The sequence below is a fragment of the Lachnospiraceae bacterium KGMB03038 genome, assembly GCA_007361935.1.
Classification (GTDB): Bacteria; Bacillota; Clostridia; order Lachnospirales; family Lachnospiraceae; genus Massilistercora.
This window is the reverse complement of the sequence record CP041667.1, coordinates 2,775,289-2,788,784: the sequence shown is the minus strand read 5'-3', so window position 1 is coordinate 2,788,784 and position 13,496 is coordinate 2,775,289. Positions and strand designations below refer to the sequence as shown.

Here is a 13,496-nt window from a genome sequence, read left to right as displayed (position 1 = left end):
CAGAAGGAAGGGAGAACACCAAGATGGAAAAGTATGCCGGGAAATCCATTTTAAAAGGCACCGCCATCGGAAGAATCTTGTGCTATTCTAAGGGGGAACAGGTGGTGCAGCGCAGGAGCGCGGCGGATGCGGAGGCTGAGAAGGCCAGATATGAAGCGGCAAAAGAGACAGCCGCGCGGCAGTTAAACGAGCTTTATGAGAAAGCGCTCAAAGAAGTGGGAGAAGTTAACGCCGCTATTTTTGAAGTCCATGCTATGATGCTGGAGGATGAAGATTTTAACGACTCCATTTTCAATATGATCGATGGACAGAAGGTAAACGCAGAATATGCTGTGGCCGCTACAGGCGATAACTTCTCCAAAATGTTTGCCCAGATGGAAGACGAATATTTTCAGGCCCGTTCCGCGGATATCAAGGATATTGCGGAACGGGTGATACGGATTCTGCAGGGAAGCGAGAATTCCGGGGATCTGGGAGATGAGCCGGTGATTCTGGCGGCCAAGGATTTGGCGCCCAGTGAAACAGTCCAGATGGACAAGTCAAAACTTCTGGGATTTGTGACAGAATTTGGTTCTTCCAATTCTCATACCGCTATCCTGGCCCGGACCATGAATATTCCGGCCTTGATCGGGATTCCTGTGGATGAGAGACTCAATGGAAAGATGGCGGTGATCGATGGCGACAAGGGGGAACTGATTCTGGATCCAGACGAGGATACACTGGCAGATTATCGGACAAAGCAGGAAGAACAGGAGCGGCAGAGGTCGCTGCTTCAGGAATTGAAAGGGAAAGAAGACATTACCCTGGATGGGAAACGAATCCGGCTTTTTGCCAATATCGGGAGCGAGGGAGATATCGCCAAAGTGCTGGAGAACGATGCGGATGGTATCGGATTGTTCCGAAGTGAGTTTCTCTATTTGGAGAAACAGGATTATCCCAGCGAAGAGGAACAGTTCCAGGCTTACAAATCAGCGCTGGAGATGATGGCCGGGAGAAAAGTTGTCATTCGGACACTGGATATCGGGGCGGACAAGCAGGTGGACTATTTCCGATTGGACAAAGAAGAGAATCCGGCTATGGGATATCGGGCGATCCGGATCTGTCTGGATCGTGAGGAAGTATTCAGAACCCAGCTTCGGGCGCTTCTGCGGGCCAGCGCCTATGGGAATCTGGCAGTCATGTATCCTATGATCATCTCTGTGGATGAAGTACGCAGGATCAAAAAGATCATGACATCAATCCAGGCGGAATTTGACGCAAAAGAGATTCCCTATGGAGAGATCGAGCAGGGGATCATGATCGAGACGCCGGCGGCCGTCATGATCAGCGCGGAGCTGGCTAAGGAAGTGGATTTTTTCAGTATCGGCACCAATGATCTGACTCAGTATACGCTGGCTATCGACAGACAGAACGCGAAGCTGGATAACATCTATGATCCGCACCATCCGGCGGTCCTGCGGATGATCCAGATGACGGTGGAAAACGGACACAAGGAAGGATGCTGGGTAGGAATCTGTGGAGAATTGGGGGCGGATACCGCATTGACAGAGACATTTTTGAAAATGGGAGTGGATGAGCTTTCTGTATCGCCGGCCTGTATCCTGCCGATCCGTAAGATCATCCGAAACACACGCGCAGAGGGGAAATAGGGAGGCAGCGGCCAAATGGCCGCTGTTTTTTGGCATTTTGCCCGCCTGCCTATGAAAGGCATCTGGACAGAAAGAGGATCTTACAGTAGAATAGAAAGATAATGGACAGAAAGGAAGAAGGAATATGAGTGAAGCAATCGAGATCAGATGGCACGGCCGGGGCGGACAAGGTGCCAAGACAGCGGCGCTTCTCCTTGCGGACGTGGCTTTCCAAACGGGAAAGTATGTGCAGGGATTCCCGGAATACGGACCGGAGCGTATGGGCGCGCCGATCACCGCGTACAACCGGATCAGTGATGTGAAGATCCGGGTACATTCCAATATCTACGACCCAAAGTATGTAGTAGTGGTGGATGAATCTCTCCTGGAAGCCGTAGACGTGACGGCCGGCCTGAAAAAGGAAGGAGCGATTCTGGTCAATACCGCAAAGCCAAAAGAAGCAATCCTTCCGCATTTAAGAGGATATGAGGGCGCGGTCTATACTATAGACGCCCATAAAGTATCAATGGAGGCTATGGGAAGATATTTTCCCAACACCCCAATGCTGGCGGCTATCGTGAAAGTGGCCGGGATCATGGAAGAAGATCGTTTTATGAAGGAAATGGAAGCATCCTTCCGTCATAAATTTGCCGGGAAGCCGGAAGTGATCGATGGAAATATGAAAGCTCTTAAGATGGCATTTAAGGAGGTGCGCTGATGGCGGCAGAGATTGATCGACTGGATGTAAAAGTGAGCTGGGAAGACCTGACCGAAGGAATGGTGATCGCCGGAGCCGGAACTTCCAGATCATTCAAAACCGGTGAGTGGTCAACCGACAAACCGGTATTTATAGAAGAAAAGTGCAAACAGTGCCTTTTATGTACGCCTGTCTGCCCAGACAGCTGTATTCCGGTACAGGATGGAAAACGAGGCGCGTTTGATTACGATCACTGCAAAGGATGCGGGATTTGTGTGAAATCTTGTCCCTTTGGGGCGATTACAATGGAAGGGGTGGAATAGTTATGGGGAGAAGAGAGCGTTTATCAGGAAACGAAGCAGTGGCGGTGGCGCTGCGCCAGATCAATCCGGATGTGTTCCCGGCGTTTCCGATCACACCGTCCACAGAGATTCCTCAGTATTTTGCTTCTTTTGTGGCAAATGGACAGGTAGATACAGAGTTTATTCCAGTAGAAAGCGAGCACAGCTCTATGAGCGCGGCTATCGGCGCTTCCGCGGCAGGGGCCAGGAGTCTGACGGCCACATCGTCCTGTGGTCTTGCTTATATGTGGGAAGAACTTTATATCGCGGCATCCAATCGCCTTCCGATCGCTCTTGCGCTTGTGAACCGGGCGCTGTCCGGTCCTATCAACATCAACTGTGATCACTCGGACAGTATGGGCGCGAGAGATACCGGATGGATCCAGATCTATGCGGAAAATAATCAGGAAGCCTACGATAATATGGTCCAGGCATACCGGATTGCAGAACATAAAGATGTGAAACTTCCTATTATGATCTGCCAGGATGGATTTATTACCAGCCATGCGGTAGAAAATATTGAACTCCTGGAGGATGAGGAAGTAAGAGGGTTTGTAGGGGACTATGAACCAGAAACTTATCTTCTGAATCCAGAATGTCCCGCGGCAGTAGGTCCCTATTCCATTACAGATTATTATATGGAGGCAAAACGGAATCAGGCGGAAGGGACTAGAAACGTCCCAAGAGTGGTGTCCCAGGTGGCGGAAGATTTCGCAAAGATCTCCGGCCGGGAATACGGCCTGTTTGAGGAATACCGGATGGATGGGGCGAAACGGGCTGTCGTGCTCATCGGATCCGCGGCGGGAACAGCCAAGGATGCGGTAGATCAGTTAAGGAACCAGGGGGAGAAGGTGGGCCTGATCAAGATCAGACTCTACCGTCCTTTCCCGGCGGAGGAGATTGCCCAGGCCCTGGCGGATGTCCAGGCGGTAGCCATTATGGACCGGGCGGAAAGCTTCAGTAATCACGGCGGACCTTTGGGGGCGGATGTAATGGCTGCCCTGTACCGGGCGAGAGCAAAAGCGCTGGCGGTCAACTACATATATGGGCTTGGCGGAAGAGATGTGCGGGTAGAAGACATTGCCCAGGTATTTGCGGATCTGGAACAGATCCAGAAGGATCAAGACGCGGGAGAGACTTACCGTTATCTTGGATTGAGAACAAAGGGAGAGGAGAGATCGCATGGCTTATAATTTCAAAGAGACGATGAGTAAACCGGAACGTCTTGCTCCCGGACACAGAATGTGCGCGGGATGCGGCGGCACCATCGCGGTGCGCAATGTCCTGCGGGGCCTTCATGAAGGAGACAAAGCAGTGATCGGCAACGCTACCGGCTGTCTGGAGGTGTCTACTTTTACCTATCCTTATACTTCCTGGGAGGACAGTTATATCCACAACGCGTTTGAAAACGCGGGCGCGACTCTAAGCGGTGTGGAGGGGGCGTATAAAGCGCTGAAGCGGAAAGGCAGATTAAAAGACAATTACAAATTTATTGCCTTCGGCGGGGATGGAGGAACCTATGATATTGGACTGCAGTCTCTGTCCGGCGCCATGGAGCGCAACCAGGACATGGTCTATGTATGTTATGATAACGGGGCTTATATGAATACGGGCATACAGCGTTCTTCCGCCACTCCTATGTATGCGGATACTACCACTACGCCGGCAGGGAGCCAGAGCCATGGAAAGCCCCAGAACCGCAAGGACTTGGCGGCCGTCATAGCAGCCCATGACATTCCTTACGCAGCCCAGACGACCTTTATCCAGAACTTTAAAGATATGCATATCAAATCAGAGAAAGCGATCTATACACCGGGGGCGGCATTTCTGAATATTATGGCTCCATGTCCCAGAGGATGGAGATACCATACGCCGGATATTATGGAAATCTGCAGGCTGGCAGTGGAGACTTGTTATTGGCCGCTGTTTGAAGTGGAAGAAGGGAAATGGATCTTAAATTACGAACCTAAGAAGAAACTGCCGATCGAGGAGTTCCTCAGGAAACAGGGACGATTTAAGCATTTGTTTAAACAAGGAAATGAGTATCTCATCGAAGAATTTCAGAAAGAAGTAGACAGAAGATGGGAAGATCTTCTGTTCAAATGTTCTAGATAGAGGGGGAAGAGAGGTATGAAAAGAGAGACGTTTGGTTCTCGGATCGGGTTCATCCTGGTATCCGCAGGATGCGCCATCGGAATTGGAAATGTTTGGAAATTCCCGTATCTTTGCGGGGAATATGGAGGGGCGGCATTTATTTTGATCTACCTGGTCTTTTTGCTGATCATGGGGATTCCTGTCCTGGTATGTGAGTTTTCCATCGGGCGTGCCAGCCGGTTCAGCGTGGCGGCCTCTTTTGAAGAGTTAGAGCCGGAAGGGACAAAATGGCACTGGACGAAGTGGATTGGCATCGTGGGCAGTTATCTGCTGATGATGTTTTATACCACGGTAGGAGGATGGCTTTTGTACTATTGCTGGAAGAGCGTTAAAGGAGATTTCAATGGCGCTTCCACAGAGCAGGTGACCGCGGCTTTCTCCGATGTAATGGGGAATCTGCCTGTCATGGCCTTCTGGACGATCCTGATCTGTGTGATCGGTTTTGCGGTATGTATCTTTGGGATACAGAAGGGAATCGAGCGGGCATCGAAATTTATGATGTCTATTCTATTGGTATTGATGGTGGCGCTGGCGATCCACTCGGTATTCATGGAAGGGGCCGGAGAAGGAATCCGGTTCTATCTGGTCCCGGATTTTGAGAAGATGGCGGAGCAAGGGATCGGGAATGTAATCTTCGCGGCTCTGAGCCAGTCCTTTTTTACGCTGTCGATCGGTATTGGGGCTATGATGATCTTTGGCAGCTATATGCCCAAAGAGCGGACGCTTCTGGGAGAAGCGGTGAGCATCACAGCGTTGGATACCAGTGTGGCTTTAACAGCGGGGTTCATTATCATTCCAGCCTGCTTTGCGTTTGGAATTGAGCCGGGATCCGGCCCCAGCCTGATCTTTATTACCATTCCCAATATTTTCGCCCAGATTCCGGGAGGCGCCTTTTGGGGAGGACTCTTTTTCTTGTTCCTGACGTTTGCGGCTTTTACTACGGTAGTCGCTGTGTTTGAAAATATCATTTCCTTTGATATGGACCTCTTTGGATGGTCCAGGAATAAAAGTGTGGCGGTCAGCGCGGTTTTGATCATCCTGCTGAGTATGCCCTGCGTATTGGGCTTTAATGTATTATCCGGCTTTCAGCCTTTGGGCGAGGGGAGCACGATCATGGACCTGGAAGACTTCATTGTGTCTAACAACCTGCTTCCGCTGGGAAGTCTGGGATATCTTATGTTCTGCACAAGAAAGAATGGATGGGGCTGGGACAAGTTCCTCGAGGAAGCCAATACCGGAAAGGGGCCCAAATTTCCAGCCGGACTTAAGACGTATGTGGCTTATGGGATTCCTCTGATCATCATGGTGATCTATTTGAAGGGGTATTATGATAAATTTGCCGGGCAGGGGACGGCGGTCCTGGCCGGGTGGATGGCAGCCGCTGTTCTTTTCCTGGGATTCGTGTTATATTGCGGCTTGGCAAAGGGGAAGAATAGATCTTAAGCAAATGAGAAATATGCTCGATATTAAAAAAGGGAGACGGCAAGATATGCCGCTCCCTTTTAGTGTCCGGCCGGCTTCTGATCAGAATCTGGAGTCAGAGACCTCATTACCCTCCGGTTTAGGACTGTAGTCAGGACAAATGTAAAAATATCGGACACTGCCTGGGCGGCCTGGATACCAAGAAGTCCCAGAAACTGAGGGAGGATCAGGAGCGCCGGAATAAAGAAGAGTCCCTGGCGGGAGGAGGCCAGCAAAGTAGCGGGAAATGTTTTCCCCATGGTCTGCATCATCATATTGTTCATGGTGATCCAGCCGTTTAGCACGAAGGTCAGACATTGAAATCTTAACGCGGTGGTGCCGATTCGGATCACATCCGCATCATTGCGGAAGATCCAGATGAGATGACCGGAGAGGATACCGCCTGTAATAGCGATCATGCATAACGCAGCAGTAGCAACCTTTACACAGAACCAGAAGGCTTCCTTGACACGGCTGTATTTCCCGGCACCATAATTAAATCCGCAGACAGGCTGGAATCCCTGGCCAAATCCGATCAGGGCCGAATTGGCGAACATAGTGATGCGGCTGACCACAGACATGGCCGCGATTGCCGCATCGCCGTAAGGATTGGCCGCTACATTGAGGGTCATAGTGGCCACGCTTCCAAGGCCCTGCCGGAATAGAGAAGGAAGTCCTCCGCCTACGATCTCCCGCAGCCGATCCCTGGAAAAGCGGACATTCCGGATATGGATCGGGATGCACCGGGAGATTCGGATTCCTAAAAGAAGCAGACAGAAACTGACGAACTGGCTGAGGATTGTGGCAATGGCGGCGCCTGAGATGCCAAGGTGGAGCACGAAGATAAAAATAGGGTCCAGGATCACATTCAGGACTCCGCCGGCGGTGATTCCGATCATGGAATAGAAAGCGTTTCCCTGGAACCGGATCTGGTTATTTAATACAAGCTGGGCGGTCATATAGGGAGCGCCCAGAAGGATGACCCGCAGATAGGCCTTGGTGTAAGGCAGGATCGTATCCGTGGAACCCAGGAGATAAGACAGGGGTTCCAGGAAGAGAAGTCCCAGGACCATGACCAGGATTCCTAAGCCAAAAGCCAGGAAAAATCCGGTTGAAGCCAGCTCTTTGGCGGCCTGGGTATCTTTGGAGCCCAGCCGTCTGGAGATGGAGTTTCCAGAACCGTGGCCGCAGAAGAAGCCCAGAGCCTGTATGATGGCCATGACGGGAAAGACAACGCCGACCGCGGCAGTGGCGCTGGTGCTGAGCTTTCCCACGAAAAAGGTGTCAGCCATGTTGTAGAAAGAGGTGATGAGCATGCTGATGATGGTGGGGACGGAAAGCCGGCCGATCAGACCGTGGATAGGGGCCTGGGTCATCATTTCATATTTTTGTTCCTGAGACATTGCTTTTGGCAAGATAATCGCTTCCTCACATAATGTTCTTGCGCGTTGTACTAGAAGTGAGCTAAGACTTTAGAAAACTGCGTAGTGTAAGATTATAGTAACATTTTATGAAGTTCGGGTCAAAAGGGGATTTGGATTTTTTGACCGTGATAGTATTCAGTGCTATAATCATAACCGTAGGAGTGAGAGAAGATGTTGTATACGTTTCCAGATTATTACAGAGAATTCCAATGCATTGCTGACCGGTGCGAAGACACCTGCTGCGCCGGATGGCAGATCGTGATCGATGGAAAGACGCTTACGCGTTACCGGAAGATAGGCGGAACCTTTGGTAAACGGCTGCGCAGACAGATCCAATGGAAGGAGAAGGTATTCCAGAGGCGGAAGGATGAACGATGCGCGTTTCTGGATGAGAGGAACTTGTGCGGCATTTATAAGCAGCTTGGACCCAAAGGCCTGTGCCGGACCTGCAGACTGTATCCCCGGCATATCGAAGAGTTTGAAAATGTGCGGGAAGTGACACTGTCGGTTTCCTGCCCGGAGGCGGCCAGGATCCTGTTGAAGAAGAAAGAGCCTGTGCGGTTCCTGAGCTTTGAGCGGAAAGGGCAGGAATCGTACCAGGATTTCGACGAGCTTACCTATTCCCTGCTGGCGGATGGAAGAGATGTTATGATCCGGATTTTGCAGAATAGGAGCCATCCGGTGCGGCTGCGGGCAGGGCTGGTCCTTGGGCTGGCCCATGATATGGAGAGGCGGATGCGCCGGGGCATGATTTTTGCCTGCGGGGAATTATATGACCGGTATGAGAGCGGGGCGGCCGCGGAATATACCGGAAAAAGGCTGGAGGCTTACGAGAGCCAAGCAAAGAAACGGTTCCAGGATTCCAGGAGAGAGTTCCAGACGTTATATCAGTTGGAATTACTCCGGGAGGATTGGGAGCGCCTGCTGCGGGAAAGTGAAATTTTCCTCTATCAAGGAGGGGCCGTACCGTATCAAGAGACAGAAGCAGCGTTCCGGGAATGGATGAAACGCCGGATGCCGGACTGGGAGACGGCATGCGAGCAGATTCTGGTTTACTTTATCTCCACTTATTTCTGCGGGGCGGTCTATGATGGAAGGATCTGGGGAAAGGCTAGAATGGCGGCTGTCAGCGCCTTTCTGATCTATGAGCTTTGGAAGGCCCGGTGGCTGAAAAACGAGGGGACATTAGACTTAGAGGATATGACAGAGATCCTCTATCGCTTCTCGCGGGAATTGGAACATTCGGACCAGAATCTGGAACAGATGGAAAAAAGTATGGAACACAGGGGGATTCCGTGGATGAAGATGGGAAAGGAGGACTAGGATGGAGCAGAGTACAGTAAAAGGATTATTTGAATTTATTGAAGCCAGTCCTACCGCCTACCATGCGGTGGAACGGATGAAAAAAGAACTGGAAGGACAAGGGTACCAGGAACTATCGGAGCGCGGTGAATGGAAGCTGAAGGATGGCGGCCGGTATTATGTGGTCCGGAATGGTTCGTCCCTGACAGCGTTTCGGATTCCCCATGGGACTGTGAAAGGATTCCAGATCGCGGCAAGCCACAGCGACTCTCCAGGGCTGAAGCTGAAGGAAAACCCGGAGATGGAGGCGGATGGCGGTCTGGTAAAATTAAATGTGGAAAAATACGGGGGAATGTTGTGCTCGACCTGGTTTGACCGTCCCCTTGGCATAGCGGGACGGCTGCTGATCCACCAGGGCGGCAGGCTGGTAAGCAAGCTCATAGACCTGGGCGGAGACGTGTGCCTGATCCCCAGTCTTGCGATCCACATGAACCGGAACGCCAATGAAGGAATCAAATATAACGTGCAAAAGGACATGCTCCCTCTGTACCGCAGCCAGGGCGGCAGAAAGGGACTGATGGACCAGGCGGCGGCAGCGGCCGGCACAGAGAGGGAGCGGATCGCGGGATACGATCTGTTTGTCTATAACCGGATGAAAGGAAGCGTTTGGGGCGGCTCGGGTGAATTTATCTCCATTGGCCGCCTGGACGACCTGCAATGCGCGTACGCTTCCCTTCGGGCATTTCTGGACGCAAAAGAGGGCGGCAGTATTCCGGTCCTTTGTGTGTTCGATAATGAAGAAGTGGGAAGTATGACTAGGCAGGGGGCAGACTCTACATTCCTGTCGGACGTTCTGGTCAGAGTCAGTGAAAGCTTAGGAAAGACGGCTGCCGGATACCGTCAGATGCTGGCTATGAGCTTCATGGTCTCGGCAGATAATGCTCATGGAGTCCATCCCAACTATGGGGACAGATCCTGTCCCACAAACAAGCCTGTGCTCAATGGCGGCGTGGTGATCAAGTTCAGCGCCAACCAAAGATATAGTACGGATGGATTCTCAGCGGCTGTTTTCCGCCAAGTCTGCGGCCAAGCGGGAGTACCCTGTCAGGTTTTCGCCAACCGGTCGGATATGCCGGGAGGATCTACCCTTGGCAGTCTGTCCGGCACTCAGGTTTCAATCCCAACGGCGGATATCGGACTGGCCCAGCTTGCCATGCATTCGGCCTATGAAACGGGAGGAAGCAGGGATACTGCTTATCTTATTAAGGCGCTGCGGGAATTTTACCAGTGTTCTGTATCAGAGGAGGCAGACGGAAGCTATATCCTGATCTAAAGAAAGAAGAGGAAAGAGAGAAACGTAGGATGGAGAGGGAAAGAGAGAGGCTTCGCTGTCAGTTTGAGAAAAGGCAGAATCTGTTGATGGCCGGAAGTATCCTGCTGATTCTGGCGGGGCTTTTTATGTTTGTCTGCCTGTTTATTTCTATGACGGACGAAGAGATGGGGCCGGTTTCCTGGATAAGCTGCGGAATTGCGGGAATCTGGGAAGTTGCCATGGGAATCTGGGGGATCCTCATCGCAAGAGAACGCAGGGTGGATTTTTCCAGAGCAAAGATCATCGTGTATGAATCGAAGCTGGGAGTAGGACTGGCCTGGGCGCTTTATGGCATCGGACTTCTTGCGGCGGCGGCAGTCTTTGGATTTGCGATGGCAGATAACGGGGCAGCGCTGATCTTGGCGGCGGTCCTGGCCCTGCTGCTGTTTGGATGGGCGGCCTGCTGGAGCGACTACCGCAATCGCAGGATCCTGGCGGATGACCAGAGAATATGGGGCGCTACCGCTTTTGGAAGGAACTGGGATTTCTCAAAGAGCGAGATCAAGGAAGTGAGGCTGAAGCCTTCCTTTGGGGATTTTGTGGCGATTGGAAGAAATGGGGAGAAGCTGTTCCGGTTTGAATACAACATGCGGCACGCGGAGGAATTGTTTACAGCCCTGGAGGGGAAAATTCCCTCCTGGCTGGGAGACGCGTGGCGGGAAGATAAGATGGAAAAATGGCGTCAGATGAATGAAATCCAGTGGACGCCCGATCAGGAGACGGAACAGACCCTTCACGCGGACCGGATCAGAAAAGGATTTCGGATTCTGGTACTGGTGAATGTACTGCTTTCCATTCTCCTTTTCTTTTTCTGTCCCACAGACCTTTTGGCGCTGAAATACCAACTGCTTTTGATCGAGCTGCTTCCTCTTTCCTATTGTATCTATGCCTGGGTATTTGACGAGGTCATGTTCTGGCTGGACGCCAATGCCTCAAAGGAATGGAAGCGGCGGCATGTGGGAATGGGGATGGCCTATCTCCACGGAGGGCTGATCATGCTCTTTGTGACCAATGGCGTGCTGACCCGGCAGGTCAATTATGTGACCGGAGAAGAGAAATTCTGGATCGGAACGGTAGTTTTGACTGCCATCCTGTGGGTAATCACCCTGTTCCGGACCAAGAAAGCCCGTCTGCGGAAGCTGACAATGGGATTGGTCTGGTTCCCGTTTTTGGTGTTGTCTATGGGGATCATGGACGCTTCTGTTCTGGCGGTCTCCCAGCCGGCGAAGGAGAATCACTATCCGGCTCAGATCGTTGGAACCAGAGTGGATGAATCGGACAAATGGTTAGATTCCTATTATGTGGAAGTGCAGCTGCCGGAGGGAGAAACGGCGGAGGCGGAGGTTTCGTCCTCCATCTACCGGGAGATCAATGAAGGAAAGCCCAAGGTGGTATGCGAGCATACCGGGCCTTTTGGGATGCGGTTTATCGCGATCCATGATCCGTAATGGACGAATAGAATCAACAGAACTTAGTAAGAAGGAGGTTTTCGGTATGATCAAGATCGATCCGAAACGCTGTATTGGCTGTAAAGCCTGTGTGAACGATTGTTTAGGGGGAGCGATCCGGCTGGAAGAAGGGAAGGCGGTATATATCAAAGACTGTTTTCACTGCGGCCACTGTGTTGCCGTCTGTCCCACAGGCGCGGTGACGATTCCTGAGTATGACATGGAAGAGGTAGAAGAGTATGACGCGGATACCTTTTCCATTAAGCCGGAGAATTTTCTTCACGCGGTGAAATTCCGCAGGAGTGTTCGAAACTACAAGGAGACGCCGATCGAACCGGAGAAGATGGTGCGGATTTTGAATGCCGGAAGATATACGGCTACGGCGCGGAATACGCAGGACTGCCGTTTTATCCTGATCCAGAAAGAGCTGGATGCGTTTAAAGAGCTGGTATGGCAGGAAATATCGCATCTTACAGAGAAGATGGGAAAAGAGGATCCGCTGGCCAGGATGTTCCAGTTGTTTTATCTGCGGCAGAAACGGGATAAAAAAGACGACGCCCTTTTCTTTAATGCCCCGTCGGTTCTGGTCATCACACCGGGGGTGGAGATACTGGACGGAGGGCTTGCGGCGGCGAACATCGAACAAATGGCGGTGGCTTCAGGGGCTGGCGTCCTTTACAATGGATATCTGATGCATGTGATCGAGGGCAGTGAGAGATTAAAGGAATGGCTGGGGATCACCGGCGAGCAGGTGGCCTGCTGTATGCTGATGGGATACCCGGCAGTCACTTACCGGAGAACCGCGCCTAGGAAAAAAGGAAAAATTGAATGGAGGTAAGATTATTATGAAAGTAATTCTCGTAAATGGAAGTTCCAGGAAAAACGGATGTACCAACGCGGCGCTTGCAGAAGTGGAGCGGGCGCTTAAGGAAGAAGGCATTGAGACGGAAATGTTCTTCATCGGAAATGCGGGACTGCCCGACTGTATCGCCTGTCATAAGTGCAGGGAGACCGGGAAATGCGTCTTTGACGACTGCGTCAATGAGTTCGTGGAGAAAGCAAAGGAGGCGGACGGCTTCGTGTTCGGCTCACCCGTCTATTACGCCCATCCAAGCGGCCGGCTTTTGACTTTTATGGATCGGGCGTTCTATTCCTGCGGGAAAGCTTTCGCCTTTAAGCCGGCGGCGGCAGTCTTGAGCGCAAGGAGAGCAGGAACGACGGCTTCTTTCGATGTGATCAATAAGTATTTTACGATTTGTTCCATGCCGGTGGTTTCTTCCACCTATTGGAATCATGTATATGGGGCGCAGCCGGAAGAGGTCCAGGAAGATAAAGAGGGCCTGATGACTATGTATAACATTGGGAAAAACATGGCGTGGATGCTCAAATGCATTGCCCTGGGCAGGGAACATGGATTAGACCATCCAGATAATGAGAAAGTGCTGACCAACTTTACAAGATAAGGGGAAAAAGGATCCGGCGTTTCGTGAGAAACCACAAAAAGCCGGATCCTTTTTTGTGCGTATCTACAAGGATTAATCATGATTAATTATTTGGTTGACAGAAGGAAAGTAAGAAGGATATAATCAAGATAGAAATAAAATTAATCATGATTAATTTTTAACATTGCGGGACAGACAGCAAGAAGGCTGTCAAAAAATTAAGAAGG

The 13,496-nt window shown here is 51.3% G+C and carries 12 protein-coding genes; 11 read left to right on the top strand and 1 reads right to left on the bottom strand.

Annotation, left to right across the window (positions count from 1 at the left end; genetic code table 11):
* The first annotated feature begins 23 nt into the window (after window positions 1-23).
* The 6 genes from ptsP to FND36_13680 all read left to right on the top strand — a co-directional run bounded on the left by ptsP (window position 24) and on the right by FND36_13680 (window position 6,263).
* Entirely contained in the window at window positions 24-1,649 is a 1,626-nt protein-coding gene (gene ptsP / locus FND36_13705) for a phosphoenolpyruvate--protein phosphotransferase (GenBank protein QDW75005.1), read from the top strand.
* Between the two features lie 124 nt (window positions 1,650-1,773).
* Window positions 1,774-2,346 (top strand): pyruvate synthase, encoded by a 573-nt coding sequence (locus FND36_13700; GenBank protein ID QDW75004.1) that lies wholly within the window; start codon window positions 1,774-1,776, stop codon window positions 2,344-2,346.
* Window positions 2,346-2,648, top strand: a complete 303-nt coding sequence (locus tag FND36_13695; protein QDW75003.1) for a 4Fe-4S dicluster domain-containing protein — start codon at window positions 2,346-2,348, stop codon at window positions 2,646-2,648. Before FND36_13700 ends, FND36_13695 begins: the two co-directional genes overlap by 1 nt.
* A gap of 2 nt (window positions 2,649-2,650) precedes the next feature.
* A complete protein-coding gene (porA, locus tag FND36_13690) occupies window positions 2,651-3,859 on the top strand; it encodes a pyruvate ferredoxin oxidoreductase (protein ID QDW75002.1) in 1,209 nt (402 codons plus the stop codon).
* Window positions 3,849-4,781: a pyruvate ferredoxin oxidoreductase gene (locus tag FND36_13685; protein QDW75001.1), complete on the top strand. Its 933-nt coding sequence runs from the start codon at window positions 3,849-3,851 to the stop codon at window positions 4,779-4,781. The genes porA and FND36_13685 overlap by 11 nt, the downstream gene beginning before the upstream one ends.
* Before the next feature lie 15 nt (window positions 4,782-4,796).
* Entirely contained in the window at window positions 4,797-6,263 is a 1,467-nt protein-coding gene (locus FND36_13680) for a sodium-dependent transporter (GenBank protein QDW75000.1), read from the top strand.
* Window positions 6,264-6,322: 59 nt separating this feature from the next.
* Here the strand turns inward: FND36_13680 and FND36_13675 are convergent, their stop codons facing one another.
* Complete coding sequence (locus FND36_13675; GenBank protein QDW74999.1) at window positions 6,323-7,699, bottom strand: MATE family efflux transporter; 1,377 nt, start codon at window positions 7,697-7,699, stop codon at window positions 6,323-6,325.
* A 177-nt stretch (window positions 7,700-7,876) separates the two neighbouring features.
* Between FND36_13675 and FND36_13670 the strand changes: the two genes are divergently transcribed.
* The 5 genes from FND36_13670 to FND36_13650 are packed head-to-tail and all read left to right on the top strand — an operon-like array spanning window position 7,877 to window position 13,290.
* A complete protein-coding gene (locus FND36_13670) occupies window positions 7,877-9,028 on the top strand; it encodes a YkgJ family cysteine cluster protein (GenBank protein ID QDW74998.1) in 1,152 nt (383 codons plus the stop codon).
* A 1-nt stretch (window position 9,029) separates the two neighbouring features.
* Window positions 9,030-10,340: a M18 family aminopeptidase gene (locus FND36_13665; protein QDW74997.1), complete on the top strand. Its 1,311-nt coding sequence runs from the start codon at window positions 9,030-9,032 to the stop codon at window positions 10,338-10,340.
* Between the two features lie 29 nt (window positions 10,341-10,369).
* Window positions 10,370-11,827: a hypothetical protein gene (locus tag FND36_13660; GenBank protein QDW74996.1), complete on the top strand. Its 1,458-nt coding sequence runs from the start codon at window positions 10,370-10,372 to the stop codon at window positions 11,825-11,827.
* A 46-nt stretch (window positions 11,828-11,873) separates the two neighbouring features.
* Window positions 11,874-12,665, top strand: a complete 792-nt coding sequence (locus tag FND36_13655; GenBank protein QDW74995.1) for a 4Fe-4S dicluster domain-containing protein — start codon at window positions 11,874-11,876, stop codon at window positions 12,663-12,665.
* Window positions 12,666-12,672: 7 nt separating this feature from the next.
* The gene (locus FND36_13650; protein ID QDW74994.1) at window positions 12,673-13,290 is read left to right on the top strand and encodes a flavodoxin family protein; all 618 of its coding nucleotides are present in this window, start codon (window positions 12,673-12,675) and stop codon (window positions 13,288-13,290) included.
* Window positions 13,291-13,496: the final 206 nt, after the last annotated feature.

Coding starts and splice junctions, on each gene's coding strand:
- ptsP (QDW75005.1), top strand. CDS start 24: ATGGAAAAGTATGCCGGGAAATCCATTTTAAAAGGCACCGCCATCGGA.
- FND36_13655 (QDW74995.1), top strand. CDS start 11,874: ATGATCAAGATCGATCCGAAACGCTGTATTGGCTGTAAAGCCTGTGTG.
- FND36_13660 (QDW74996.1), top strand. CDS start 10,370: ATGGAGAGGGAAAGAGAGAGGCTTCGCTGTCAGTTTGAGAAAAGGCAG.
- FND36_13670 (QDW74998.1), top strand. CDS start 7,877: ATGTTGTATACGTTTCCAGATTATTACAGAGAATTCCAATGCATTGCT.
- FND36_13680 (QDW75000.1), top strand. CDS start 4,797: ATGAAAAGAGAGACGTTTGGTTCTCGGATCGGGTTCATCCTGGTATCC.
- FND36_13685 (QDW75001.1), top strand. CDS start 3,849: ATGGCTTATAATTTCAAAGAGACGATGAGTAAACCGGAACGTCTTGCT.
- FND36_13700 (QDW75004.1), top strand. CDS start 1,774: ATGAGTGAAGCAATCGAGATCAGATGGCACGGCCGGGGCGGACAAGGT.
- porA (QDW75002.1), top strand. CDS start 2,651: ATGGGGAGAAGAGAGCGTTTATCAGGAAACGAAGCAGTGGCGGTGGCG.
- FND36_13650 (QDW74994.1), top strand. CDS start 12,673: ATGAAAGTAATTCTCGTAAATGGAAGTTCCAGGAAAAACGGATGTACC.
- FND36_13695 (QDW75003.1), top strand. CDS start 2,346: ATGGCGGCAGAGATTGATCGACTGGATGTAAAAGTGAGCTGGGAAGAC.
- FND36_13665 (QDW74997.1), top strand. CDS start 9,030: ATGGAGCAGAGTACAGTAAAAGGATTATTTGAATTTATTGAAGCCAGT.